Raw genomic sequence first — 26,825 nt, forward strand, 5'->3', positions numbered from 1 at the left:
CTGTTCCCATTCCGAACACAGAAGTTAAGCTCTTTAGCGCCGATGGTACTTGGTGGGAAGCCGCCTGGGAGAGTAGGACGTAGCCACGTAATCTTTTTTTAATAAAATTAGCTAGGTTATGTAGTAGCCTAGCTAATTTTATATTTGTCTAAATTTATAGGGGTAATGGAAATACTAATAAATAAATTGTACTTGAATAAAAGTTTAATATAAAACAAATAATTAGATTATATATAATTATTTGTTTTGGAGGATTTTATGTATAGAGTACAATTAAAATATTTAGATGTTAATAGTAAAGAAAATCCAATAATATTTGATTGTCAGTATTTTGATTTTGATAGTGAAAAATATAATTTTAAAAATGTAGTTATGGGTAATTTTATTATAAATAAATTAGAAGTAAATAATGAACATATAGCATTAATAAAAATAAAGTAATAAATGTGTAGTTTTAACTACACATTTATTACTTTATTTTAGATTTTACATGAAATAAATAATTAAATTTAAATACATCGAAAGCGTGTTCTTCTATATGATATAATTAATTTATAAAGGAAGGGATAGAATATGAATCTTGTAATTAAAGATAATTTAAATGATAGAAAGATTAATGATCTAAAAGATAAATATATAAATTCTATAAAAAATAGTGATAACAAATCAAGTAAAGTTTTATTAATTGTACCAAATAATAAAATAAAATATAAATATGATAATTTATTCAAATTAGATTTTAGTGAAGAGATAAAATCAACTACCTATATATCATTTATATCAAAAGAAGTAATTAAGTTTTGGCCTATAATTGATAAAAAGTGTAGTATCATAACAAATCATAGAATTAAGCCTTCAATTATATCAAATAGTTTAAGTGATTATATTATAAATGAAATAGTTAAAGAAAAAAGAAATCTTGATAACTATTTTCAAGATATTACTGCATCTAATAGGAGTATATCAAGTAGTATATCTTACAATATAAACAAATCAGCTCAAAGTTTAATGGATTTAAAGAGCATAGGTAATAAAATATATTATTCAAAATCAAACAGAGATAAGATAGATAGATTTTCATACACTCAGATGCAAGAAATAATAGATACGTATATAAATTTATTATTAGGAAATTCGATAGTAGATAATTCATTATTGATATATTTATATAATGAATATCTTTTAAAAGATGAGTACTACTTAAATGAATTAAAGAGAAATATAAACTATCTAATAGTAGATAGTTTAGAAAATTGTTCAGCATGCGAAGTAGATTTAATATCTAAATTACTAGATAGTGTATATGACTCACATATATATATTAATGAAACTAAAGATTATGCATCTTTTAATAATGTGGATATGGCTTACATAAAAAAAGAGATATTTAAAAAATGTAAGGTTATAGAAAATGGATATATTGAAAATGTAGATATAAAAAAATTAATCAATTTATCTAAAGATATAAATTTAAACCAAAGTAATCAATTATATAGTGAGATGGTAGTAGAGTCAATTAATAAAGTTATAGAACTTATAAAAAACGGATGTGAGCCAAAAGATATAGCTATAATATGTCCTATAAATAGTACTATATTAGATTATCAAATAAAAAATCTTTTATTAGAAAACAAGATAGATGTTTATAATACAAAAAAAGATAAAAGAATTATTGATTACCCATATGCACATGCATTAATGGTAGCTTCATGTATATTTTATGAGTGCGAAGAATTATTAAATGAAGAAGATTATATATGTTTTATAAGTCTTTTATTAAATAAGAATAAAATTAAATCTCTAAAGATATTAAGAGATAAATATACATGCAATGAATATATAGATTTGCTAAATTATATAGAAGATAAAAAAGATAAGAATATAAGTATATATGAGTTTTTAATTAAATTTTATATAGAAAAGTTATTAAATCTTTCAAATGGAAAAGAAAATGTAAAAATTTGCAAAAGGATAATCCAAGAAAGTGAGAACTTTACAGATAATATAAGTTTATTAGGATTTGATAGAAATAAAACTAAAGAAAAGATTTTTATAGAAGCACTTAAAACAAGTATAAAGGATTATTACTCTTTATCTGAATTAGAGGAGTTTAGTGAAGAAAACTCTATAGTAATTACTACACCATACACTTACATATCACATAATATGAATCATCCTATACAAATATGGTTAGATATAGGAAGTAATATGTGGAGTATGAAATCTGAAAAAGAAATAAGTAATGTACAGGTACTTAAAAAATCTTTTGGTCATAATCAAATTTATACTGAAGATATAGAAGAATTCTATAAGGAGTATTATTTATACAATACAGTATATAATTTATTACTAAACACAAAGAAAGTATATGCATATAAAAGTGAATACACAGTAAATGGATATATACAAGAGGGTCTTTTATATAGTCTAATTTTAAAGTTAATAAATAAAGGTGATTTCAATGAGTAAAATAAATTACAGAGAAGATCAAATACCTATAATTAATTATGAGAGAGGTACTATGGCAGTTCCAGCGGTTCCAGGAGCTGGAAAAACCTTCATAGTTACAAATTTAGTTGCTAAGTTAATAAAAGAAGGTATGAATAAACCTGGTAAAATACTTATACTTACATATATGAATAGTGCAGTTAATAATTTTAAAGGCAGAATAGCTAAGTTATTAGAAGAAAATGATATAAAGGAAACTAATTCCTATGAAGTTATGACAATACATAGCCTAGCTGTAAAGATAATAAAAGAAAAACCTGAAATAGTTATGTTAAATGAAGAGTTTAGCATAGTAGATGATTTAAAGAAAAGCATAATATTAAATGAATGTATAAATAATTTTAAAAATAATGGAGGCGAAAAAGCTTTTAACTTCTTTGTTAAAGAACAAAGAGATGATGAATGGAAAAATAGATGTCTAGAAGCATGGAATCAAGGATTCTTTGATTTAGTAGTAAATTCTATAAGCGAGTTAAAGTATAAATATATTTCTCCTCAAAAACTAGAAAATATAATATTAAATGGACATAAAGGAATATTAAAGTGCATTTTACCTATATATAAAGAATATGATAAGAGATTAAAAAATAATGGACTTTTAGATTATGATGATATTTTAATACTTGCATATGAAGCACTTAGTAATGATGAAGATTTGAAAATTAAATTTCAAAATAGATATTCATATATATTTGAAGATGAATGTCAAGATTCTAATGAACTTCAAGGTAAAATAATAAAATTAATATCAGAAAATAATAATAATCTAGTAAGAGTTGGTGATGTTAATCAGAGTATAAATGGAACTTTTTCTTCCTCAGACCCAATATTTTTTAAAAATTTTATGGAAGAAGCTGATAATTGTTACAAGATGGATATGTCTAATAGAAGTTCTAAAGATATTATAGAGTTAGCAAATGAGTTAGTAGAATTTATAACAAAAGATTTTTATTTAAATGATTGTAAAAGTGCTTTAGAGAAAATGGTAATTAGGACAGTTCAAAAAGGTAAAGGATATAAGGAAAATCCAAAGACAGATAAATACTTACTGAATGCAAAATGGTATGAAACTTGGGAAAAAGAAATAGCTCAGACTGTTAAATTTATAGAATATATAAAAAGAACAACTCCAGAAAAAAGTATAGTAATATTAGTTCCATTTAATAATCAGGTAAGAGAAGTTGCTGAAGTTTTAGAAAGTCATAATATAGAATTTGATGAGCTTGGACCAAATTCATCTCATAAAAGAAAAGTCATAAATAGTATAGGATATATAGTTGATTTTTTAGCACAGTGTGATGATGTTAATAAATTAGTAAATATATTTGATAAGATATATATTAATACAGATAATAAAATTGGAAAAGATGAATTTTTATCTAAATTAAAAAGGTACGATGTTGAAGATATAATATACGATACAGATAACGTGATTAAAGATATTGTAATAGATAACAAAGATAAAATATATCTTGACTTTATAAATGGTATAAATAAAATAAAAAATATTTTAGATTACATATCAGTAAAATTGGATGAGCTAATTTTACTAATAGGAGATAACATAGACGTAACTTGTGAAGAAAAATCAATGATATATTATGTAGCTTTTTATGTAAAACATTTGATTTTAGATAATCCAAATACAAGTTTATATGACATAGGTAAAATATTGTTAGATGATAGAAATAGAGTGTTCAATTATATAAGCGAGATTATATATGAAATAAATGGATATGAACCTAAACCTGGTGGGATTACTGTATGTACCTATCATAAATCAAAAGGAATGGAATGGGATGTAGTATTTTTACTTGATTTAACTGAATTTAAATTTCCAGCAGATATAAATCAAAAATTCCAAGGTGAGTTATGGTACTTAAAAGATAGGTATAAAAATCCAGTAGCTATTGCTAAATCAGAAGTGGAAGCTATTGTAACAGGTGAAAAACCAAAAGATTGTATGTATAAACACAAAATAAATATAATAAATGAAAAAATAAGATTGTTATATGTAGGTATAACTAGAGCAAAAGAGATGTTAATGTTATCTGGACACACTTATAAGGATAACAATTTAAATAAAAAGCAACAACAAAAGCCATCTTTTTATTTTAATAAGTTAGGTAGATTTATAAAAGAAAAAAGGGGTGAGTTAGTTGAATAAAAAACTAGATAATTTTTTATACAGTCAAAATTCTATAAATACATATAAAAATTGTCCTTTAAAATTTAAATTTAAATATATAGATAAGCTAAATTGGAAGCAAGATGATGAAGGTAGCAGAGAATATTATGAAAATCTTAGATTAGGTACGGATTTTCATCTAATATGCGAACGACATTTTAGCAATATACCAACAGGAATAGAATATGCAGATAATAAAGAATTTAATATATGGCTGGATAAAATAAAAAGACTTGTGCCTATAAAGAAGAATAAAATTTATCTTCCTGAGTATGAAGCAAGATATAGATTAGGAAAATTTAATATACAAGCAAAGTATGATTTAATAGTTTTAGATGAAAATAATATTAGCATATGGGACTGGAAAACAGAAAATAGAAAATTAGAATATAAAAATGTTGAAAACAGAATTCAAACTCTAGTTTATTTATTTTTATGTGGTGAAGTTGTAAATAAAATACATAACTTAAATTTAGATTATGAGAATATAAGTATAAACTATTATCAACCAGAATATTACAATGAGCCGATAACTATTCAATACAGTGAAGAAAGACATAACAGTATAAAAAAACAAATAGAAGTTTATATAGATAATATAAGAAAAACAAATTACGATGATGAGTCTAGTATAAAAAATACTAAGCATTGTAAGTTTTGTGAATTTAATAAGTTATGTAACAATGAAGATATAAACTATAGCATATTGGAGGATGAAATATATGAGTCTTAGGTTTATATTCGGAAGAAGTGGTAGTGGTAAAACAACATATTGTTTAAATGATATATCAAAAAAAGTAAATGATGGAGATACTGCTCCTATAATATTATTAGTTCCGGAACAATATACATTTGAAAGTGAAAAAAGATTAAGTAAACATATAGAAAAGGATCCTTATCTTAGAGCAAGGGTTCTTAGCTTTAAAACATTAAGTAATATAGTATTTTCTCAAGTTGGAGGACTTACAGATATAAATATAAATGCAAGTGGTAGATCTATGATGATTTATAAAGCATTAGATGAAGTTAGTGATGACTTACAAATTTTTTCAAAAGCATCTAATCAACCAGGATTTATAGGAACTATATCAGATATGATATCTGAATTTAAGCAGTATAATATTACATCAGAAGCTTTAGAAAATGTAGCAGGAGAAGTTAATAGTGAAACACTTAAGTTGAAATTACAAGATATAAGTAAAATTTATGATAATTATGAAAAAATATTACATGAAAACTATATAGACTCACAAGATTTATTAGCATCACTAGCAGATAAAATAGAAATGTGTAGCTATTTTGACAACGCAAAAATATATATAGATGAATTTACAGGATTTACACCAAATCAGTACAGAGTAATAAGAAGTTTACTATTAAAGGCATCTGAAGTTAATATAGCTTTAACTTTAGATAACAATTTAGTAAAAACTTATAATAAGAGAGATGTATTTTCCCGTACTAAATTTACAGAAGAAAAACTAAGAAAATTATGTTTGGAATCTGGAATTAACATAAAACCTGATATAAGTTTAAATGCAACTAAAATAAAAAGATTTGATGGAAATGAAGAGTTAGAACATTTAGAAAGAAACTATTTTTCATATCCTTATAAAGTTTATGAAGGAGAAACTAAAAGTATAGCTATAAAAGAATTTAGTAATTTATATTCAGAAGTAGAGCAAATAGCAAAAGAAATAGTATTTTTAGTAAGAGAACAAGGTCTTAGATATAGAGATATAACTGTATCAACTAGAGATTTAAATAGATATGATTTTTTAGTACAATCAATATTTAAAGAATATGAGATACCAAATTTTATAGATAACAAAACGGAAGCTAAAAATAATCCTATCATAGTTTTAATAATATCAGCATTAGAAATGCAAAGTAGAAGATATAGTTATGAAACTATGTTTAGATACTTAAAAAGTGGATTATTAGGAATTGATATTGAAGATATAAGTTTACTTGAAAATTATGTTTTAGCAAATGGGATAAAAGGTAAGAAGTGGTTTGAAGAAAGATGGAATTATAGATTAAATCATAGATTAAATGATGATGAAGATGAATATGAGATAGAAGTTATAGAAAGAGTTAATGAAATCAGAAAAATAGTAATAAATCCTATAATTAAGTTACAAGAAAAAGTAAAAGGTAAAAATAAAGCCAAAGATATATGTAAGTATATATATGAATTTTTACTAGATATTAATATACCAGATACTATAAAGAATATGATAGATAATTTCAAATCAAATAATGATATAGATTTAGCTAATCAATATTCTCAAGTTTGGGAAATCGTAGTTGATATATTAGATCAAATTGTTGAAATTATGGGAGAAGATACAATAAGTTTAGATAAATTTATTAAAGTAATAAGTATAGGATTTGATGAATATGAACTAGCTACAGTTCCTCCAAGTTTAGATCAAGTTTTAGTAAGTAGCGTTGATAGAATGAAAAATCAAAATACTAAATATTTATATCTAATAGGAACTACAGATGGAATATTCCCATTAATATCAAAAGATGATGGGATATTAAATGATAAAGATAGAGAAAATCTAGAAAACAGTGGGGTTGAAGTAGATATAGATAGTAAGACAAAGACATTTGAAGAACAATTTTTAGTGTATAAAGCATTGACATCAACAACAAACTCTCTAACAATAACTTATCCTATAGCCGATCATGAAGGAAAAACTTTAAGACCATCTGTAATAGTTTCTAGACTTAAAAAGATTTTCAAAAATATTAAGAATGAAAGTTATTTAAGTGATAGAATTTATGCTACTAGTGAAGATATAGTTGAAAATATAACTACAAAAGCACCAGTTTTTAATGAACTTATAAAATCTATAAAAGATTTTGAAGAAAATAAATATATAAATCCTGTATGGCTAGATTTATATAAATATTATATACAAGATGAAGATTATCATATTAGAGCTAAAAACATAGTGGAAGGACTAAATTATACTAATCAAGTTAAGAAGGTAGAAAGTGAGAAGATAAGAGAATTATATAATAATAAATTATTTAGTGTATCAAGACTTGAAAAATATGCTCAATGCCCATTTGCATATTTTATTCAATACGGTCTTAAAGCAAAAGAAAGAAAAGAGTTTGAATTTACTCCACCTGATTTTGGAACTTTCGTTCATAATATATTAGACAAGTTTTCAAAACAATTATCTAAAGATAATTTAGATTGGAGAGAAATAACTCCAGAATATATAGTTGATAAAGTCACAATTATAGTGGATGAATTAATATCAAAAATACCTGGATATATACTAGAAAGTTCAGCAAGATATAAATATCTATCTTATAGATTAAGAAATATGCTTATATTTGCAATATCTATAATTAGTGAACAGATAAAAAAAGGATCTTTTGACCCTACAGATTATGAAGTTGAGTTTGGTGTAAAAGGAAAATATCCTCCGATTAAAATAGTTTTAGATAATGGAGAAGAGATAAACTTAATAGGTCAAATAGATAGAGTAGATATGCTAGAAGAAGGACAGGAAAAATATATAAGGATAGTAGATTACAAGTCAGGTAATAAAAATATAAGCTTAACAGATGTGTATTATGGATTGCAACTTCAATTATTGGTATATTTAGATGCAATATTAGAAAGTTCAAAATATAATGATGGAAATTTAAACCCTGCAGCAATACTTTATTTTAAAATAGATGATCCTATAATAAAATCTAATGAAGATATGGAAGATGATAATATAAGAGAAGAAATATTAAAACAACTTAAAATGAAAGGTTTGGTATTAAAAGATAGCAATGTAATTAGAAAAATGGATAATACATTACCAGAAGGAGATAAAGGAACATCTTTAGTAGTACCTGTCTCTATAAATAAAGATGGGACAATATCAAAGACTACTTCAGGGGTAAATCAAGAAGAATTTAATGTGCTTAGAAAGTATGTAAAACATACTATAAAAGAATTAAGTAAAGATATGCTTGATGGAAATATAGGCATAACTCCATATAAATCTAAAGAGTTAACATCTTGCGATTTTTGTAGTTTTTCATCAATATGCCAATTTGATAGTACATTTAAGGATAATAACTATAGAATTATAAACAAAAAAAGTCAAGATGAAATAATAAATAAAATGAGAGGAGAGGTTGAGTAGATGAGTTCTCCTAAATGGACAGATGAACAACAAGCTGTTATAGATAGTAGAAATTGTAATTTACTTGTGGCAGCAGCTGCAGGTTCAGGAAAAACAGCAGTATTAGTTGAACGTATAATACAAATAATAACAGATATTAAAAATCCAGTAGACATAGACAAACTATTAGTAGTTACATTTACAAATGCAGCAGCCTCAGAAATGAGAGAACGTGTAGGGGATGCTATAGCTAAAGCTTTGGATAAAAATCCTGAAAATAGTCATTTACAAAATCAATTAGTACTTTTAAATAGAGCAAGCATTACAACTATACATTCATTTTGTTTAGATGTAATAAAATCAAATTTTCATAAGATAAATATAGATCCTAATTTTAGGATAGGGGATCAAACAGAATGTTCTCTTTTAAAACAGGAATCAATTGAAGAAGTTTTTGAAGAGTACTATCAAGCTAAAGATATAGGATTTTTAAATTTAGTGGAAAGTTATGCTGAAAAAAGAGGAGATAAAGAACTACAAGAAATTATTTTATCTATATATAATTTTGCTATGGCTTCACCTTATCCTAAAAAATGGCTACATGATTCTGTTGAGCTATTTAATATAAATGATGATTTTGATTTTTCAAACTCTATATGGGCAGAGTCTATATTAGATAATGTAAAGATAGAGATAAAAGGAATAGAATCTAGCATGAGAAAAGCTATATATTATGTAGATGGAATCGAAGAATTAGAAAGTTATAAAGAAAAACTTAATATAGAATACTTTAAGATATTAGAAATATTAAATGCTTGTAATGAAGGATGGGATAAAGCGTATTACTATATGAGTAATATGCAATTTGAAAACTTTTCAAAAGGAGTAAAAAGACTTCCAAAGGATACTCCAGAATATATAAAACAAGCAAGAGAAAGTGCTAAAGCAATAAGAGATAAAAATAAAAAATCTTTAGAAAGTATAATAGGATCTACTTTTTATAAGAGTAATAGTCAAGTTTGCCATGAGATAAGATATTTATATCCAGTTGTAAAGTCTATTTCAGATCTAGTAATATCTTTTGAAGAAAAGTATCAAGAAAAGAAAAAAGAAAAAGGGATTATAGATTTTAGTGATATAGAACACTTTGCGCTAGATATTTTAACTGACGAAGATGAAGAAGGAAATGTTGTTCCTTCAGATGTAGCTAAAATATATATAGATAGATTTTCAGAAATATTTATAGATGAATATCAAGATAGTAATTTAGTACAAGAAGTTTTATTAAGCACAATAGCTAAAGTTGAAAATCCAAATAGATTTATGGTTGGAGATGTTAAACAAAGTATATATAGATTTAGACAAGCTAAACCTGAAATATTCCTTGAAAAGTATGCTAATTATGATACTAAAGAAGGTAGCAAAAATAGAAAAATAATGCTTTATAAAAACTTTAGAAGTAGGAAAGAAGTGGTAGATTCAGCTAATTATATATTTGAAAATATAATGAGTAGAAATATAGGAGAGATTGAATATAATGAAAATGAACGTCTAAATTTAGGTGCAACTTTTAAAGAATGTGAAGAAGAAAATGCTATAGTAGGTGGGGCTACAGAAATACATTTAATGCAAAAGTCTAGTAAAGTTGAAGAAAGTTCTGATGAGAATGAACAAGAGAGAGAAGAAATAGACAATATACAATTAGAAGCTAGGATGATAGGGAAGATAATAAAAGATTTGATAAAGCCTGATGAAAGTAAAAAAGCAATGAAAGTGTATGACAAGAAACTAGATTCATACAGAAATGTAGAATTTAAAGATATAGTAATTTTATTAAGAGCAACATCGAGTTGGGCACCAGTTTTTGTTGATGAATTAATGAATATGGATATACCAACATATGCAGATACAGGAATAGGATATTTTGATACTATAGAGATAAAAACTATTATTTCATTGCTTCAAATAATAGATAATCCAATGCAAGATATACCACTTATAGCAGTACTAAAATCACCTATGTTTGGATTTACACCAGAGGAACTTATAGATATAAGAATAGAAGATAGACAGAAAAGTTTTTATGAAGTATTAAAATTAACTTGTGAAAAAAATGATGAATTAAGCAATAAAGTTAAGTACTTTATAGACAAGTTAGAAGACTTTAAGAAAAAATCATTATATATGAGCACTGATGAATTTTTATGGTACTTATATATAGAGACTGGATATTATGCATATGTAGGAGCTCTTCCGGCTGGAACTCAAAGACAAGCAAATTTAAAAGTTTTATTTGAAAGAGCTAAGCAATTTGAATCAACAAGTTTTAAAGGTTTATTTAACTTTATAAACTTTATAAAAAAATTAAAACGCTCAAGTTCTGATATGGGAAGTGCAAAAACATTAGGAGAAAATGCTAATGTAGTTAGAATAATGAGTATACACAAAAGTAAAGGATTAGAATTCCCTATAGTTATATGTGCAGGTATGGGTAAAAATTTCAATACCCAAGATTTTAAAAAGAATATTTTATATCATCATAAATTAGGATATGGACCTCAACTTGTAGATTACAATAGAAAAATATCTTATCCAAGTATAGCAAAAGAAGCACTAAAAACTATTATAAATATGGAAAACTTATCTGAAGAAATGAGAGTTTTATATGTGGCATTTACAAGACCAAAAGAAAAATTAATTATAACTGGTTCAATAAAGGATATAGATTCTAGTATAAAAAAATGGGGGGAAGATATAGAAAATGTTGGTCCAGTTTCAGAATATCAAATTTTAAAGGGGAAAAATTTTTTAGATTGGATAATGCCGGCAGTTTTAAAGCATAAAAATTTAAGTAATATAAGAGAGTTAATAAATCTAGAGACTGACACTTTTAATGAACATGAGTCAAAGTGGGAAGCAAGAGTGTGGGATAAAAGTGATGTATTGATAGAAAAAGAAGATATTGAGGATGAGGAAACTATAGATTCTATATTATTAAATATGGATTTAGATAAAGATAATAGTGATTACTATGGCTTAATAAGTAATAAATTAGATTATAAATATCCATTTATAGAATCTGTAAACAGAGCAGCAACAATATCTGTTACTGAAATTAAAAGATTAGAAAGTCAATTAGAAGAAGATTATATTGCTAAAGATTTAATAAGCAAACCAACAGAAATAAAAACCCCACTTTTTATACAGGAAAGTGAAAGTAAAGATAAAATTACAGCAGCTCAAAAAGGTACTATAATGCATTTATTTATGCAAATTGTAAACCTAAGTAAGGTAAGTAATTTAAATGATATAAAAGAAGAAATAAACTTAGCAGTTAAAAAGAAAATTTTAACTCAAACTCAAGCAGATACTATTAATCCATATAAAGTATTAAAATTTTTCAAATCTAATTTAGGAAAAAGAATGCTAAAAGCTTCATTTTTAAAAAGAGAGCAAGCTTTTTATTTACAAATTGGTATTAGAGATATATTTGAAGCAGAAGGTGAATTTAAATATATAGTAAATGATGATACTTTGATGGTAAGAGGGATAATAGATGCTTATTTTGAAGAAGATGGTGAAATAGTTATAATAGATTATAAAACTGATTTTGTAAATGAAGAAAATAAAAATGAAGTTATAAATAGATATACAAAACAACTTGAGATATATAGTAAAGCTTTAAATCAATTAACAGGAAAAAATATAAAGGAAGCATATATATATTTATTTGGGTTAGAGGAAGAAATACTTTATAAACTGTAGGAGGGATATTATGAGGTTTATACATACATCCGATTGGCATCTAGGTAAAAATTTAGAAGGTCATTTAAGATTAGCCGAACAAGAAAAGTTTTGCAAAGATTTTATTGATATAGTTAATGAAAATGATATAGATATGGTTATTATTGCAGGAGATATATATGATACATCAAACCCTCCAGCACAGGCTGAAAAATTATTTTATAAAACAGTAAGTGAATTATCTCAAAATGGAAAAAGATGTGTGCTTATTATAGCTGGAAACCATGATAATCCAGAAAGATTATCAGCAGCAAGTCCATTAGCTCATGAGCAGGGAATAATAATTTTAGGTATGCCAAATAGTTATACACAACCTTATAAGTACGATGGATTTGAGATAGTTTTTAGTGAAGCAGGAGTTTTAGAATTAAAAATAAAGGATGAGAGTGTAGTTATATCTACACTTCCTTATCCAAGCGAAAAAAGATTAAATGAAGTTTTAGTTAAAAGTTCAGATGATAAAGAAAAACAACAAACTTATACTGAAAAAATTGGTGAAATCTTCAAATCAACAACTAGTCGATTTAAAGAAGACACTATAAATATAGCAGTATCACATTTATTTGTTTTAGGGGGAGAGACCACAGATTCTGAAAGACCTATAGAACTAGGAGGAACTCTTATTGTAAATACTAAGGACTTACCCCAAAATGCTCAGTATATAGCACTAGGACATTTACATAAGCCTCAAAAAGTATCAGAAAGACTAAATGCATATTATTCAGGATCTCCTCTTCAATACAGTAAAGATGAAAGAAGTTACAGTAAAGGAGCTAATATAGTTGAGATAAAAGCAGGTGAAAAACCAAATATAAATCAAATATATTTTAAAAACTATAAACCAATAGAAGTATTTAAATGCAGTGGGATAGAAGAAGCTTTAAAAATATGTGAAGAAAATAAAGATAGAGATATATGGTCTTATTTTGAAATAAAAACGGAAGAAGTATTATCACAATCAGATATAAAGAAGATGAAAGATACACTTAAAGACATTATAGAAATTAGGCCTATAATTACAACTAATGAACAAGAAGAAGTTATAGATATGAAAGAAAAATCTATGGGAGAACTCTTTAAAGATTTTTATTCTTTTAGTAGAGGTGTTGAACCTAAGGGAGAATTAATGGATTTATTTTTAGATATAGTCAGTGAAGAGGGTGAAAATATAAATGAAACCAATTAAATTAAAGTTAAGTGGGTTAAATAGTTATGTAGATAATCAGGTCATAGATTTTGAAAAATTAACAGAAAGAGGCCTGTTTGGAATATTTGGGCCAACAGGTAGTGGTAAATCTACAATATTAGATGCTATAACTATGGCTATGTATGGAAATATACCAAGAAACACTAAAGAGTATATAAATAGTGCTAGTGAAAAGGCTAATATATCTTATGAATTTGAAATTGGAAGTAAAGATTCTAAAAAAAGGTATATAGTGGATAGAACTATAAAAAGAACTAAAACAGGTGGTATATTAACTAGTCACTGTAGATTAGTTGAAATTCACAATGAAGAAGAAAGTACAGTTTTAGCTGATAAAGCAACTGAAGTTAATAAAAAAATTTCAGAAGTAGTTGGACTTACAGCTGATGATTTTACAAGATCAGTTGTTTTACCACAAGGTAAGTTTAATGATTTTTTAAAGTTAACTGGAGCTGAAAGAAGGAACATGCTTGAGAGAATATTTGGATTAGAAAAGTATGGGCGAATGTTAATTGATAAAGTAAGACAAAGAAAAAGTGAAGAAAATAAAAATTTACTTATCTTAAATACAAAATTAGGTGGATATGAAGGAATATCTGAAGAAGAATATAAAAATGTATTAAATGAATTAAAAGAATTAAATTTAAGTGAAAGCAAATATAAAGAAGAATTAAAAGACATAGAATTAAAATTTGAGAAGTGTAAAGACATATATGAAAAACAATTAGAACTTGAAAAATATGAATTTGAAAAAAAAGAAATAGATTTAAAATCAAAAGATATAGAAGATAAAGAAAATAAACTAGAAAATGCATATAAAGCAGAAAAAATTAAACCTTATATAGAAAATATAAATTCTTTAGAAAAAAGTATAGATAAAGATAAATGCAGTATAAAAGATATAGAAAATACATTAAATATTGAGAAACAAGAACTTATATTAATTCAAAATCAATATGAAGAAATAAAAACTAAAAAAGATATAGAATTGCCTAGATTAAGTGAAAAAAAGGTAAAACTTGAAAGAGCTATAGAACTTGAATCCCAAGTAGAAGAATTGGATAAAGAGCTTTTAATACTAAGAACTAATTATAAAAAATTAATAATTGAAAAAGAAAGTTTAGATAAATCTAAAATAGAATTAAATTCAAATAAATTATCTATTGAAAAATGTATTAATGACTTAGAAATAAAAAGTAAAGATTTAAGAATTTCAGCAGACTTAAAACAAAAAGTATTTTTAGCTTATGATACTGAAAAGGAATATGAAGTACTAAATGCTCAAATTAAAAAAAGTGCAGAAAAAAGAGAGGTATTAAAAAAAGAACTTTCAGAAAAAGAATTTGATTTTAGAAAATCAAAAAAACATAAAGATGATATAAACAAAGATTTAGAAGAAGCAATAAAAAAACAAGAAACTATAATTAATAAATGTCCAGGAGAAAATGATAATTTAATAAAAAGTAATGAAATTTTAGCAGTTCTTAAAAATAAAATAGAAATTTTAAAAGAACATGAAAATAGAAAAAAAATAGTAAAAGATGAATTAAATACAATAGAAGAACAAAAATTTAAAGTAGAGAGAGAAATAAGTTCAATAGAAGATAAACTAGAAAGAAAATCTAAAGAAATAGAAGATTTGGAAAAAGAGTTAAATAATTTAAGATATATTAACTTAGCCAATGAACTAAGAAAAGAATTAAAAGAGAATACTCCTTGTCCAGTTTGTGGATCTACTCATCATATAAAACTTGATTTAACAAATACATCAAATCAAGTTGAATATACAAGTTCGAAATTAGAAAACTATAAATTAGAACAAAAATCATTAAAAGCTGATTTAGATAAATATAATATAAAAAATAGTTCTATAAAATCAGCATATCAAATTAAAGAAAAAGAGTTAAAAGAATTAACTTTAAAAATTGGAAGTGATAATGTAGATGAACTATCCAGAAAATATGATGAAGAGAAAAGAAAATTAGAGAATTTAAAAATTAATATAGATTTATGGAAAAAAGACAAAGAAGATGTAGATAAAAAGGTTGTTCAATTAAAAGAAAGTAAATATGAGATAGAAAAAGAATATATAAAGTTAGATGAATATATTCACAGTACAAAAAAAGCTCTAGAAAATATAAATAAAGATATAGATGATATAGAAAGTAAATATAATACTATAAAAGATAAATATTTAAGTTTAAAAAGTACACTAAAGATAAATGATTTAAAATCTAAAGTAAATGAAATAAATAATAATGAAAAAACATTAGAAGAACTAAATAAGAAATTAGATCAAAAGCAAAAAGAAAAAAATGAAAATATAGAAAAACTTGAATTAATACAAAAACAAATTCATGAAAAAGATTTAGAATCATCTAGACTTAAAGATTTAGGACAAGAAAAGAAAAAGATAAGAGATGAAAAGTATAATGAATTAATATCTACAACAAAAGGTAAATCTCCAAAACTTATATTAGAAGATATCGAAATTACTATAAATAATATAATAAATCAAGAACGTAGCTTAAGTTTAAAAAAAGATGATAAATTAAAAAGTATAGAAGAACATTTAGCACAAAAAAATAATATAGAAGGAAGCTTAAAAAACTCTAAAGAACAATATGAAAATCAACAAATGATATTAACTAATTTATTAAAAGAATATAAATTTGAATCGATTTATGCAGTAAAAAGGTGCATATTAGATGAAGAATTTATTAATAAATTAAAAGATGAAATATCTGATTATAAGGAAAAAAGTAGTAGAATAGAATTGAAAATAAAAGATTTAAAAAATAAAATAGGAAAAGAATATGTAACTAAAGAAAGTTATGATGAACTAAAGAAAAGTATATCTGATATTAAAATTAAGATTGAGAATATAAATTCAGATAAGGGTGCAAAACAGTTACATGCAAATAATTTAAAAGAAGCTTTAGAGAAGATAGAAGATATAAATAAAGAATTTAAAAAGGTTCAACATAAAGTAGATTTATTAGATGAACTAGATAAAGTTATACAAGGAAATAAGTTAGTTGAATATGTATCAACAAGTCAATTAAAATATATAGCTATAGAAGCTTCTAAGAGATTAAAAGATATAACTAAGGGTAGATATGCATTAGAGATTGACTCAACTTTAAACTTTGTTATGAGAGATGATTTTAATGGAGGAATAAGAAGAAGTGTTGATACTTTATCTGGAGGAGAAACATTTTTAACATCATTATCTTTAGCATTAGCATTATCATCACAAATACAACTTAAAGGAAGTGCTCCATTAGAATTTTTCTTTTTAGATGAAGGTTTTGGATCTTTAGATAGTGAGCTTTTAGAAATTGTTATGAGTTCATTAGAAAGACTTCACAGTGATAGGTTGAGTGTTGGAATAATAAGTCATGTTGAAGAATTAAAAAATAGAGTACCAGTAAAATTAATAGTTACTCCAAGTGAAGCTGGAAATGGTTCAAAGGTTAAAATAGAATATAGTTAAAAATAAAAAATACAATGTGTTTAAGATAAATTTAAACCATTGTATTTTTATTATTAGGGGGAGAGATATATTTAACTTTTCTCGTACATTATAATTATTTACAAATTCAAATTTTATATTCATTAAATCGAAAAATAAATAAAAAAATCACCTATACAAGGGGGGTATAGGTGATAAATAAGGGGGGATAGAAATTATCTATTTTCCGATCATATTTGAATTATTAACAAGTATTTTAATATTATTCATATATATTAAATCTTGTTATTTAAGAAAGATGATTTTTTATCTTTCTTAATGTCATTATATGCATAAAAATAATATTTGTTACTATTTAAAATAAGAATTTATAACCTTTTGCTATTAATTTTTATATTTATTTAAATCAAAATTAGATGAAAACTCTTCAAATCCTATCCTATCTATATAAGCCCCTAATCGTTCTTTTCCAGTAGCATTTGATGCATATAATTTTACTATATCATCAACTAAATCTAGGACTTTTTCATCAGATACACCCATAGCTAATCTATCACCAATTCTAGGTACAGTTCCACCTTTTCCACCTACAAATACAGTCCATCCTTTAGGAGTACCCATAAGGCCTATATCCCTAGTATGGTTATTTGCACAACTATTAGGACAACCACTAACCCCCATTTTAAGTTTATTAGGTAAATCCATTCCATGATATCTATCATCAAGTTTAAGTCCAATATCTACAGAATTTCTAAAACCTCTTTTACAAAATGTAGTTCCAGGGCAAGTTTTAATACTTCTTACGCATAAACCTATAGCAGCACCTGGTTTCATACCTAAATCTTGCCAAGCTGAATCTATATCCTTTTCATCAAGCCCAACTAATGCTATACGCTGTGCAGCTGTAATCTTTATAGCTTGTGCATTATATTTATCGGCAACGTCAGCAAGTTTTCTCAGTTGGTCAGATGATATAATTCCTGCTGGTACGTGAGGAGCTATAGCATAAGTCTTCATATCTCTTTGTAAAACAGCTCCTTTATCTAGCAAATCTTTCATGTAATACCTCCTAAAATATATATTGATAGTAGTTTATGTAGATATAAAAAATATATTATATATATGATAATTTTACTTCTAAATGAACAATATAATATATATAGTAATTAGAGTATAAGTTTTTATTAACATACTTGATTAAATATTAGTTGGAAGTGGTATTTACTTTAATGGTATTTCCAAATTTTTAAAGACTATGATATAATTATATAAAAAGAATAAACTAGGAGTGTGGTAAAAATTGGGTTCGACCGAAGGTAGTATTATTATTCAGTTAGTGATATTAGGAGTATTGCTTATAGCTTCAGGATTCTTCTCAGCATCTGAAACAGCTTTAATGTCACTTAGTAAAATAAGAATTAGACATATGCAAGAAGAAGGAGTTAAAGGAGCTAATTTAGTAAGTAAATTAACAGAAGACTCAGGAAAGCTTTTAAGTTCTATATTAGTTGGAAATAATATAGTTAATATTGCAGCTACATCTTTATCTACATCATTATTTATAACTATATTAAATGGAAGATCAGAAGCTGTTCCAGTCGCTACTGCAGTAATGACTATTTTAGTTTTAATATTTGGAGAAATAACTCCAAAAACAATAGCTGCTAACAACTCAGAAAAAGTGTCTATATTTGTTTCTAAACCTATAAAATTAATAATATTTATTTTAAAACCTATAGTGTGGGTGTTTAATATTATTACAAACGTTATATTTAAATTATTTGGTATAAAAAGCAATATGGGTCAACCATACATTACTGAAGAAGAATTAAAAACAATGGTTAATGTAGGACACGAAGAAGGCGTTTTAGAAATAGAAGAAAGACAAATAATAAATAATGTATTTCAATTTGGAGATATGCAAGCCAAAGAAGCTATGGTTCAAAGATTAGATATGGTTTGTATAAATGCACAAGATAGCTATGAAGAGGTAATAAGCATATTTAAAGAAGAACAATTTAGTAGAATGCCTGTTTATGAGGAATCTGTGGATGATATAATTGGAATAGTTAATATAAAAGATATAGTATTTTTAAGTGAATCAGAAATAAATGAATTTGATATTAAAAAATATGTCAGAGAAGCATTTTTCACTTATGAATTTAAAAAAATAACAGAATTACTTGAAGAAATGAAAAAAGATAAAAGTCAAATGGCTATAGTCGTAGATGAATATGGAGGAACTTCTGGACTTATAACTATAGAAGATTTAGTTGAAGAAATAGTTGGAGAAATAGAAGACGAGTATGATGATGACGATGAAGATATTCAAGTAATAAAAGAAGATGAATTTATTGTAGATGGTAGTAAAAAAATATCAGAAGTTAATGAGCTTATAGGAACAAATTTAGAGTCAGAAGAATTTGATTCTATAGGAGGGTTTATAATAGGTTATTTAAAAAGATTACCTGAAGAAAATGAAGTTATCGAAGTTGATAATGTGAAATTTTGTATAGAAAGCTTAGATAAAAATAGAATAAAGAAAATAAGAGTGTTCACATAAGGTACTATTTATAGTACCTTTTTTATTATAAAAGAATATAAAAAAAATTTAGAAAATTTTAGAAAAAATGTATTAGTTTATTTTCTAGAAATAATTTAAAAAATTTTAATAAAAATTTTTTAAAAGCATTGAAAAACCTGTGCTTTTAGATAATACCATATTTGATAAATTTTGGATAAAGCATTATAATTAAAACGTATTCCTTTAGTTTTGAAAATGGAGATACAAAAATATAATTTAAATAACTATAAATATTGGAGGAAAATTTGCCATGAGAGAAAGAGTACTTGAAAGATTTTTAAAGTATGTAACATTTGATACAACTGCAGATCCTAAAAACTCAAATTGTCCATCAAGTGAAGGACAAAGAGTATTTGCTAAATACATAGTAGAAGAGTTAAAAAATTTAGGTCTTGAAGATGCACATGTTGATGAAAATAGCTATGTTATGGCTACATTAAAAGGAAATGTAGAAGGAGTTCCTACTATAGGATTTATATCTCATTTAGATACAGCTCCAGATGTAACTGGAAAAAATGTTAAGCCAAGAATAGTTAAGAATTATGATGGTAAGGATATAGTTTTAAATGAAGAGTTAAATGTAGTAACATCTCCTAAAGACTATCCAGAAATGGAAACTTTAATAGGTGAAGATGTAATAGTTACAGATGGTACTACCTTATTAGGAGCAGATGATAAAGCTGGTATAGCTGAAATAGTAACTGCTATAGAGTACCTAATAAATAATCCAGAAATAAAACATGGAGACATAAAAATAGGATTTACTCCAGATGAAGAAGTTGGTAGAGGAGCAGATTTATTTAACGTTGAAAAATTTGGGGCAAAATATGCATATACTATAGACGGTGGAATACTTGGAGAACTTCAATATGAAAACTTCAATGCAGCAGCAGCTACTATAACTATACAAGGAAGAAATGTACACCCAGGTAGTGCAAAGAATAAGTTAGTTAATGCTCTACACATAGCAGCAGAAATATCTGAAATGTTCCCAGCAAGTGAAAGACCTGAGACTACTGAAGGATATGAAGGATTCTATCATTTAAATGATTTAAACGGAAATGTTGAAAAAGCTTCTATGATTTATATAATAAGAGATCATGATAATGCTAAGTTTGAACAAAGAAAAGAGTTTATGAAATCTGTAATAGAAAAAATAAATGAAAAATATGAAGGAAGAGTAACTCTAGATTTAAAAGATCAATATTACAATATGAAAGAAAAAGTAGAGCCAGTTAAGTTTGTAGTTGATGTAGTTGAAAAATCTATGAAAGAAACTGATATAACTCCAATAATAGTACCTATAAGAGGAGGTACAGATGGAGCTAGGTTATCATTTATGGGATTACCTTGTCCAAATATATTTACTGGTGGATTAAACTTCCATAGTAAAAATGAATGTATACCAGTTTCAGCAATGGAAAAAGGAGCTAAATTAATAGTTAGAATAGCTGAGAATTATACAAATTTAAAATAAATATAAAAAATGAACTCTAAATAGAGTTCATTTTTTATATTTTAATTAATAAATAATTATTATAAATTTATAACTTCTTTAGTATTTATATCTATTAAGTTTATATCTAAATCTAATTCGTCATGAGTTTGAATTATATCTATAGTTGCAACTGAATGAGATCCATCTTTAGGAATAGATGTACTTCCTGGGTTTATAACAATTAAATTTTCATCAACATACAATTCTTTTACATGAGTATGTCCAAGTATTAATATATCAGCACCCATAGATTTTGCCTTTTTGATAGTTTCTTCCTTAGAGTCTACATATCCATGATTTATTAAAATTCTTGTTTCTCCAAACTGACTTAAAACATATGGGCTTTGTATAGGATGACTTATAACCATTTGATCAACATCAGCATCACAGTTTCCTCTAGCTATAAGTATATTATCTAATTCATTTATTTTAGATATCACTTTCTTAGGGTTATAACCTTCAGGTAAATCATTTCTAGGACCATGATATAAAACATCACCAGCATGAAGTAAAATATCGCAATCTGATAAAACTTCTAAAGCTTTTTCAAAATACACTAAACTACCATGAGTATCACTCATAACGCCTATTTTCATAAGAATACCTCCTAATATTATAAAAATTTATCTGCAACTCTACTCCAAAATTCATAATTTACTAGCCTGACTAATTTTATATTAACATCAGATGTTGTAATTGAAATATTTGTTATACTCTCAAGTCTGTGTTCAACACCATCAACTACCACTAATAATGCATTTTCAAACCTATATTCAGGTAAAATGCCTATTACAGCATCATGAGGGAATATAATACTTGAGGTAAAGCATCTATATGCATTAGTATTTATAGGGTGTAGAGGAGTTAATTGCATTAGTTTTAGACTAGGATCTACTATGCTACCACCAGCAGCATAATTATATGCTGTAGAGCCAGTTGGTGTAGAGATTAATAAGCCATCTCCACTAAAGTTTTGAATATCTTTATTATTAACACTTAACTCTAGGTGAATAGTCCTGGATTTATCACCCTTTATCACAACATCATTAACTGCATACATATCTATACAACTTCCTTTTGTACAAACTGTAGCTTGTATAAGGGAAATATCTTGCAATATAAAATTATTATTTATATAATCATCAATAAATTTGTCAATAAAGTCAGGGTAAACATCAGTAAAAAATCCTAAGTGTCCAGTATTTATGCCTAAAATAGGAATTTCAGGATAATTAAAGTCATGAACAGTTTTTAGGAAAGAACCATCGCCTCCAATAGAGATTATAAGTTCTGAATTAATATCAAAATCATAGGTTACATAAAAACCAGCCTTAATAAGTTTATCAGTTAGTATTTCTCTAGTTTTTAAAGATATATCCAATGAATTTGAATTTATAGTTATAGTTCTTTTCATATCCCCACCTCTTTACACTTGTATTATAACATAATTTAAAAAGTAATTGATACTCTAGTAAAAATGTATCATATAAATAAAAAGTCTTATCTATTATGTAAAAATAGTATAAAATATATAATGTTATTATAAATGAAAGTAGGTGTAAATTTGTTCAAAAAAGAAGAACAAAAATATAATATTATATCTTACACAAGTGATGAAAACTCAACACTAAAAGAAATATTATTAGATAAATTAAATTTTTCAGTTAGGTCTTTATCAAAAATGAAAAGAGAGCAAACTGTATTAGTAAATGGAAAATTTAAAAAGCCTAGTACCAACATAGAAAAAGGTGATTTAATAGAAGTGAAAATAGAAGAAGATATGGCTAATTTCACACCTGAAGATTTAAACTTAGATATAATTTATGATGACTTTGATTTGATAATGGTAAATAAACCTCCATTTATGGTTGTACATCCAACTAAAAGTCATAGTGATAATACCATTGCTAATGGGGTAACAGATTATATAATCAAGAAAAATGAAAAAGTTAAGATTAGATTTGTGAACAGATTGGATATGAATACATCTGGACTTGTAATAGTAGCTAAAAATGCATATGCACATCATACATTATCTACAGATATGAGTGAAGACAAAGTATATAAGAGGTATATAACTGTTGTTAAAGGTATAGTTAAGGATGATTTTGGAACTATAAATGCACCTATATATAGACAGACTGAAGATAGTATAAAAAGAATAGTTGATGAGCGTGGACAAGAGTCTATTACTCATTATAAAGTAATAGATAGGTTAAATGATGCTACAGTTCTAGAGGTTAAGTTGGAAACTGGAAGAACTCATCAAATAAGAGTTCATATGAATCATATTGGACATGGAATAATAGGTGATGAATTATATGGTTATGTGGATGAAAATTTAATTAATAGACAAGCCCTACATGCTTATAGTTTAGAATTTGAGCAACCAAGAACTAAAGAAAAATTAAAATTTAAAGCACAAGTTCCAGAAGATATGAAAAAATTAATAGAAAAATTAAGATAGAGGTGTAAACATGATAATACATAAGTTTATAGTACATGTACTAGATAAAAATAGTGAAGTACCTATATTAAATGATTTTGAAGGAAAAATAAGTCAAGAAGTAGATAAGTTTTTTCAAAAAATAATTAAAAGAGTAAGTAAAGATGATGACTTAAGAAAAGGTATATTCAAAGATTATGAAAATAATGTAGTTAAAAATTGTTGTGAGCAAATTATATATGATGAAAGTACATTCTTAGAAAATTCTAAAGAAATAGCAGCATATTTATTTGATACTATGAAAATCAATGCTGAATTAGAATCTTGTGATTTAGCAATTTGTTTATATACAATAAAAGATGAGAAGTATGTTGGTATATTAAAATTAGATTACAAAAGATTATATACACATTCTATAGAATTTATAGATGATAAATTCAATATACAAATGGTACCTAATGAAATAGGTATACCAGAAACTCAAAGACAAAAGCAATGTGCAATTGTAGGATTAACAGGAATGAATGATGAATATCATTTAAGACTTTTAGATAAAGATGCAGAAAAGGAACATTTAGAATCTAAGTTTATAAATGAGTTTTTAAATGCAGAGAAGATAGTTGATGATAAGTATAAAACTAAAGTATTTAAAAGTAGTGCAGAAACTTGGATAACAAATGCATTAGCTAATGATATAAAACAAGCTGAGGATATAAGAAGTGTATTAAATTATACTTTAAAAGAAAAAGAAGAAATAGATTTAGATGAATTTGTTGAGAAGTCTATAGATAGCGTTGATTTAAAAGAAAGTTTTAAAGAGCATATGGAAGACAAAGGTTTAAATGAATCATTTAGCATAGATAAAGAATGGATAGAGAAAAAGCTTAAAAAAAGAAGTATAAAAACAGATACAGGTTTTGATATAAAAGGAGATTTAAGCAATTTTGAAGATCCTATGAAATATAGTGTAAAGCAAAATCATGACGGAAGTATAGATATAACTATAAAAAATGTAAAATTTTATGAGGAAAAATAAAAAAGCCGAGTCAATAACTCGGTTTTTTATTATTTATTATCTTCTATAAAAGAACATATATCTCCTATACATTTGAAATTTTCAGCTTCTTCATCAGGAATTTCAATACCATACTCATCTTCTAAAGCCATTATAACTTCTACAGCATCTAAAGAATCTGCTTCTAAATCTTCTGTTAAAGATGTATTTAAAGTTATAGTATCTAAATCATCAATGCCTAATTGTTCAGCTATTATTTCCCTAATTCTTTCAAACATAGTAGACCTCCTAAATCAAATTAATAATTTAATTGTAGTTTAATATAAGAACTAGAAATTTTCAATATAAATTATATAAAAATTAGAATATTGTAGTAAAACAAGCATATATATTTATATAAACAAAAACATAGGAGGAATGGTTATGAAGTATATAGGTTTATTAGCATCGTCTATATGCGTAGTAGTAGTGCTATTAATAAACTCATATTACAATATCATAAACTTAGATATTCAAAGGATAAGTTCATATGTAATAGAAGGTAATATGATATTAGAAGATTTTATTACAAAAGAAGATTATGTATTAAAAAATAATGAAGAGTACATATCTAGATTATTAAATATTAAATCACATATTAAAGATACAAAAACATCTTTTTTTACAAAGAAATATAAAAATTATAGGATGAAATCAATAGAAAATTTAGTTAATAGTATATCCAATGATAAAGAAAAAGGTAAACATCTAGAATTAGTGAAAAAATACAATGATTTATCAGAAAAAGAATTAGATAGTTTATTAGACAAGAATCTATTAGAAGTAACATATTTATCTACCCGCGCATATGAATAAGTAAGGAAAGCTATAAGTTTTCCAACATTTAAAGGGGGTAACCATATGTCAAAACTAGATAAACTTCTAAGAAGTTTTGGATGTGGATGCGATTCACCATTTGGAGGTTCAAGTTTATTAATAATAGCTGTAATAGTATTTTTATTATTAGGAACTGATATACTTGATAACTTCTTTTGTGATGACAATTCATGGATTTGGATAATATTAATAATACTTTTATTATTTAACTTTGATGATGGGTGTTGTTAATAAAAAAAGCTCTATATAGAGCTTTTTTTATTGCCAATTTAGTAAGATATCAAAAATTTATAAAAAAATAATAATAAATAGTAACCGTTTTTTTAAAATTCCATAGTATAAATTAAGAGCATGATACATTTGAGATATGACTTCTAAAAATATTTTTAAATATGGGTTAGCTAAATAACTAAAATTATTTAGCAATCCAAAAAATTAGGGGGTATATATGGGATCATTAAGTAGATTATTTGGTGGAGATGGATTCTTCTGCGGTGGAGCATGGTGGATAATAGTATTATTCTTCTTATTCTTAGCATTTCAAGAGTGTTGGTCAGAAATATGTATAACTGACTGGATTCCATTTTTAATACTACTTCTTATTGTCTGCTCATGTGGATTTGATGGATGCGATGACGGATTTGATTGTGGTTGCTAATTAAAAATAAAAAAAGACTGCCTTAGGGTAGCCTTTTTTTATTTTTAAAATTATATATTTAATTTTTATCCAATTTAAATATTAGAAAATATAAATATATAATTTTAAAAATACTACTAAAAATTTATAAAACTATTATCAAAAAGTATTTAACATGCATAGTATATTTTAAGAGCGAAAGCTCAAATAATTAATCATCAACAGGAGGTAACGCAATGTTAGATAGACTATTTGGAAATGATGGATGTTTTGGTGGAGGAGCATGGTGGATAATCGTACTATTCTTCTTATTCTTAGCATTTGGAGACTGTTGGGAAGAGTTAGACATATGTGCATGGATACCTTTCTTAATAGTTTTATTAATATTATGTAGTTGTGGAGGGTTCTTCTAGATTTTAAATTAGACATATTATCAAAT

At 25.4% G+C, this 26,825-nt stretch carries 20 protein-coding genes and 1 rRNA gene; 17 read left to right on the forward strand and 4 right to left on the reverse strand.

Annotated features, from left to right (window positions below):
* From rrf to ABFX13_RS03410, 9 genes are all read left to right on the forward strand, one after another.
* Window positions 1-89, forward strand: a 5S ribosomal RNA gene (rrf, locus tag ABFX13_RS03370); the annotation flags it as partial.
* Window positions 90-258: 169 nt separating this feature from the next.
* Window positions 259-441 (forward strand): hypothetical protein, encoded by a 183-nt coding sequence (locus ABFX13_RS03375; RefSeq protein ID WP_346042520.1) that lies wholly within the window; start codon window positions 259-261, stop codon window positions 439-441.
* Window positions 442-573: 132 nt separating this feature from the next.
* Window positions 574-2,469 (forward strand): hypothetical protein, encoded by a 1,896-nt coding sequence (locus ABFX13_RS03380; RefSeq protein ID WP_346042522.1) that lies wholly within the window; start codon window positions 574-576, stop codon window positions 2,467-2,469.
* Entirely contained in the window at window positions 2,462-4,675 is a 2,214-nt protein-coding gene (locus ABFX13_RS03385; protein ID WP_346042524.1) for an ATP-dependent helicase, read from the forward strand. Before ABFX13_RS03380 ends, ABFX13_RS03385 begins: the two co-directional genes overlap by 8 nt.
* Window positions 4,668-5,429: a PD-(D/E)XK nuclease family protein gene (locus ABFX13_RS03390; protein WP_346042526.1), complete on the forward strand. Its 762-nt coding sequence runs from the start codon at window positions 4,668-4,670 to the stop codon at window positions 5,427-5,429. The genes ABFX13_RS03385 and ABFX13_RS03390 overlap by 8 nt, the downstream gene beginning before the upstream one ends.
* Window positions 5,419-8,865, forward strand: coding sequence for a helicase-exonuclease AddAB subunit AddB (gene addB, locus ABFX13_RS03395; RefSeq protein WP_346042528.1), 3,447 nt, complete (start codon window positions 5,419-5,421; stop codon window positions 8,863-8,865). The genes ABFX13_RS03390 and addB overlap by 11 nt, the downstream gene beginning before the upstream one ends.
* Entirely contained in the window at window positions 8,866-12,609 is a 3,744-nt protein-coding gene (gene addA, locus ABFX13_RS03400; RefSeq protein ID WP_346042532.1) for a helicase-exonuclease AddAB subunit AddA, read from the forward strand.
* A gap of 10 nt (window positions 12,610-12,619) precedes the next feature.
* Entirely contained in the window at window positions 12,620-13,834 is a 1,215-nt protein-coding gene (locus ABFX13_RS03405; RefSeq protein ID WP_346042534.1) for an exonuclease SbcCD subunit D, read from the forward strand.
* Complete coding sequence (locus tag ABFX13_RS03410; protein ID WP_346042536.1) at window positions 13,821-17,351, forward strand: AAA family ATPase; 3,531 nt, start codon at window positions 13,821-13,823, stop codon at window positions 17,349-17,351. Before ABFX13_RS03405 ends, ABFX13_RS03410 begins: the two co-directional genes overlap by 14 nt.
* A 363-nt stretch (window positions 17,352-17,714) precedes the next feature.
* Here the strand turns inward: ABFX13_RS03410 and ABFX13_RS03415 are convergent, their stop codons facing one another.
* A complete protein-coding gene (locus ABFX13_RS03415) occupies window positions 17,715-18,389 on the reverse strand; it encodes a nitrite/sulfite reductase domain-containing protein (RefSeq protein ID WP_346042538.1) in 675 nt (224 codons plus the stop codon).
* Window positions 18,390-18,666: 277 nt separating this feature from the next.
* On the opposite strand from ABFX13_RS03415, the gene ABFX13_RS03420 reads away from it, so the two are divergent.
* Entirely contained in the window at window positions 18,667-19,893 is a 1,227-nt protein-coding gene (locus ABFX13_RS03420) for an HlyC/CorC family transporter (protein WP_346042541.1), read from the forward strand.
* Window positions 19,894-20,164: 271 nt separating this feature from the next.
* Window positions 20,165-21,391, forward strand: a complete 1,227-nt coding sequence (gene pepT / locus ABFX13_RS03425; RefSeq protein ID WP_346042543.1) for a peptidase T — start codon at window positions 20,165-20,167, stop codon at window positions 21,389-21,391.
* A 59-nt stretch (window positions 21,392-21,450) separates the two neighbouring features.
* Here the strand turns inward: pepT and yfcE are convergent, their stop codons facing one another.
* Window positions 21,451-22,008 carry a phosphodiesterase gene (yfcE, locus tag ABFX13_RS03430; RefSeq protein ID WP_346042545.1) on the reverse strand — a complete coding sequence of 186 codons (558 nt, stop codon included), beginning with the start codon at window positions 22,006-22,008 and terminating at the stop codon, window positions 21,451-21,453.
* A gap of 17 nt (window positions 22,009-22,025) precedes the next feature.
* On the reverse strand, window positions 22,026-22,826 hold the full coding sequence (locus ABFX13_RS03435) for an NAD(+)/NADH kinase (RefSeq protein ID WP_346042546.1): 801 nt from the start codon (window positions 22,824-22,826) through the stop codon (window positions 22,026-22,028).
* Between the two features lie 150 nt (window positions 22,827-22,976).
* Here ABFX13_RS03435 and ABFX13_RS03440 point away from each other — a divergent pair, with 150 nt between their 5' ends.
* Window positions 22,977-23,879, forward strand: a complete 903-nt coding sequence (locus ABFX13_RS03440; protein WP_346042548.1) for an RluA family pseudouridine synthase — start codon at window positions 22,977-22,979, stop codon at window positions 23,877-23,879.
* Window positions 23,880-23,889: 10 nt separating this feature from the next.
* On the forward strand, window positions 23,890-24,894 hold the full coding sequence (locus ABFX13_RS03445; RefSeq protein WP_346042551.1) for a nucleoid-associated protein: 1,005 nt from the start codon (window positions 23,890-23,892) through the stop codon (window positions 24,892-24,894).
* A gap of 29 nt (window positions 24,895-24,923) precedes the next feature.
* Here the strand turns inward: ABFX13_RS03445 and acpP are convergent, their stop codons facing one another.
* Entirely contained in the window at window positions 24,924-25,151 is a 228-nt protein-coding gene (gene acpP, locus ABFX13_RS03450; RefSeq protein WP_147546118.1) for an acyl carrier protein, read from the reverse strand.
* A gap of 145 nt (window positions 25,152-25,296) precedes the next feature.
* Here acpP and ABFX13_RS03455 point away from each other — a divergent pair, with 145 nt between their 5' ends.
* From ABFX13_RS03455 to ABFX13_RS03470, 4 genes are all read left to right on the forward strand, one after another.
* Window positions 25,297-25,728, forward strand: coding sequence for a hypothetical protein (locus ABFX13_RS03455; protein WP_346042553.1), 432 nt, complete (start codon window positions 25,297-25,299; stop codon window positions 25,726-25,728).
* A 45-nt stretch (window positions 25,729-25,773) separates the two neighbouring features.
* Window positions 25,774-25,980, forward strand: a complete 207-nt coding sequence (locus ABFX13_RS03460) for a hypothetical protein (protein ID WP_147546122.1) — start codon at window positions 25,774-25,776, stop codon at window positions 25,978-25,980.
* Window positions 25,981-26,197: 217 nt separating this feature from the next.
* Complete coding sequence (locus ABFX13_RS03465; protein ID WP_147546124.1) at window positions 26,198-26,407, forward strand: hypothetical protein; 210 nt, start codon at window positions 26,198-26,200, stop codon at window positions 26,405-26,407.
* A 215-nt stretch (window positions 26,408-26,622) separates the two neighbouring features.
* Entirely contained in the window at window positions 26,623-26,799 is a 177-nt protein-coding gene (locus tag ABFX13_RS03470) for a hypothetical protein (RefSeq protein WP_147546126.1), read from the forward strand.
* Window positions 26,800-26,825: the final 26 nt, after the last annotated feature.

Origin of the sequence: Paraclostridium tenue, from assembly GCF_039521565.1 — a bacterium.
Lineage (GTDB): Bacteria > Bacillota > Clostridia > Peptostreptococcales > Peptostreptococcaceae > Paraclostridium > Paraclostridium tenue.

Bases quoted from the DNA above. Each gene is read 5' to 3' on its own strand.
- addB (WP_346042528.1), top strand. From the start codon at position 5,419: ATGAGTCTTAGGTTTATATTCGGAAGAAGTGGTAGTGGTAAAACAACA.
- ABFX13_RS03405 (WP_346042534.1), top strand. From the start codon at position 12,620: ATGAGGTTTATACATACATCCGATTGGCATCTAGGTAAAAATTTAGAA.
- ABFX13_RS03445 (WP_346042551.1), top strand. From the start codon at position 23,890: ATGATAATACATAAGTTTATAGTACATGTACTAGATAAAAATAGTGAA.
- acpP (WP_147546118.1), bottom strand. From the start codon at position 25,151: ATGTTTGAAAGAATTAGGGAAATAATAGCTGAACAATTAGGCATTGAT.
- ABFX13_RS03465 (WP_147546124.1), top strand. From the start codon at position 26,198: ATGGGATCATTAAGTAGATTATTTGGTGGAGATGGATTCTTCTGCGGT.
- ABFX13_RS03410 (WP_346042536.1), top strand. From the start codon at position 13,821: ATGAAACCAATTAAATTAAAGTTAAGTGGGTTAAATAGTTATGTAGAT.
- ABFX13_RS03460 (WP_147546122.1), top strand. From the start codon at position 25,774: ATGTCAAAACTAGATAAACTTCTAAGAAGTTTTGGATGTGGATGCGAT.
- ABFX13_RS03380 (WP_346042522.1), top strand. From the start codon at position 574: ATGAATCTTGTAATTAAAGATAATTTAAATGATAGAAAGATTAATGAT.
- ABFX13_RS03455 (WP_346042553.1), top strand. From the start codon at position 25,297: ATGAAGTATATAGGTTTATTAGCATCGTCTATATGCGTAGTAGTAGTG.
- ABFX13_RS03470 (WP_147546126.1), top strand. From the start codon at position 26,623: ATGTTAGATAGACTATTTGGAAATGATGGATGTTTTGGTGGAGGAGCA.
- addA (WP_346042532.1), top strand. From the start codon at position 8,866: ATGAGTTCTCCTAAATGGACAGATGAACAACAAGCTGTTATAGATAGT.
- ABFX13_RS03435 (WP_346042546.1), bottom strand. From the start codon at position 22,826: ATGAAAAGAACTATAACTATAAATTCAAATTCATTGGATATATCTTTA.
- ABFX13_RS03385 (WP_346042524.1), top strand. From the start codon at position 2,462: ATGAGTAAAATAAATTACAGAGAAGATCAAATACCTATAATTAATTAT.
- yfcE (WP_346042545.1), bottom strand. From the start codon at position 22,008: ATGAAAATAGGCGTTATGAGTGATACTCATGGTAGTTTAGTGTATTTT.
- ABFX13_RS03415 (WP_346042538.1), bottom strand. From the start codon at position 18,389: ATGAAAGATTTGCTAGATAAAGGAGCTGTTTTACAAAGAGATATGAAG.
- pepT (WP_346042543.1), top strand. From the start codon at position 20,165: ATGAGAGAAAGAGTACTTGAAAGATTTTTAAAGTATGTAACATTTGAT.
- ABFX13_RS03375 (WP_346042520.1), top strand. From the start codon at position 259: ATGTATAGAGTACAATTAAAATATTTAGATGTTAATAGTAAAGAAAAT.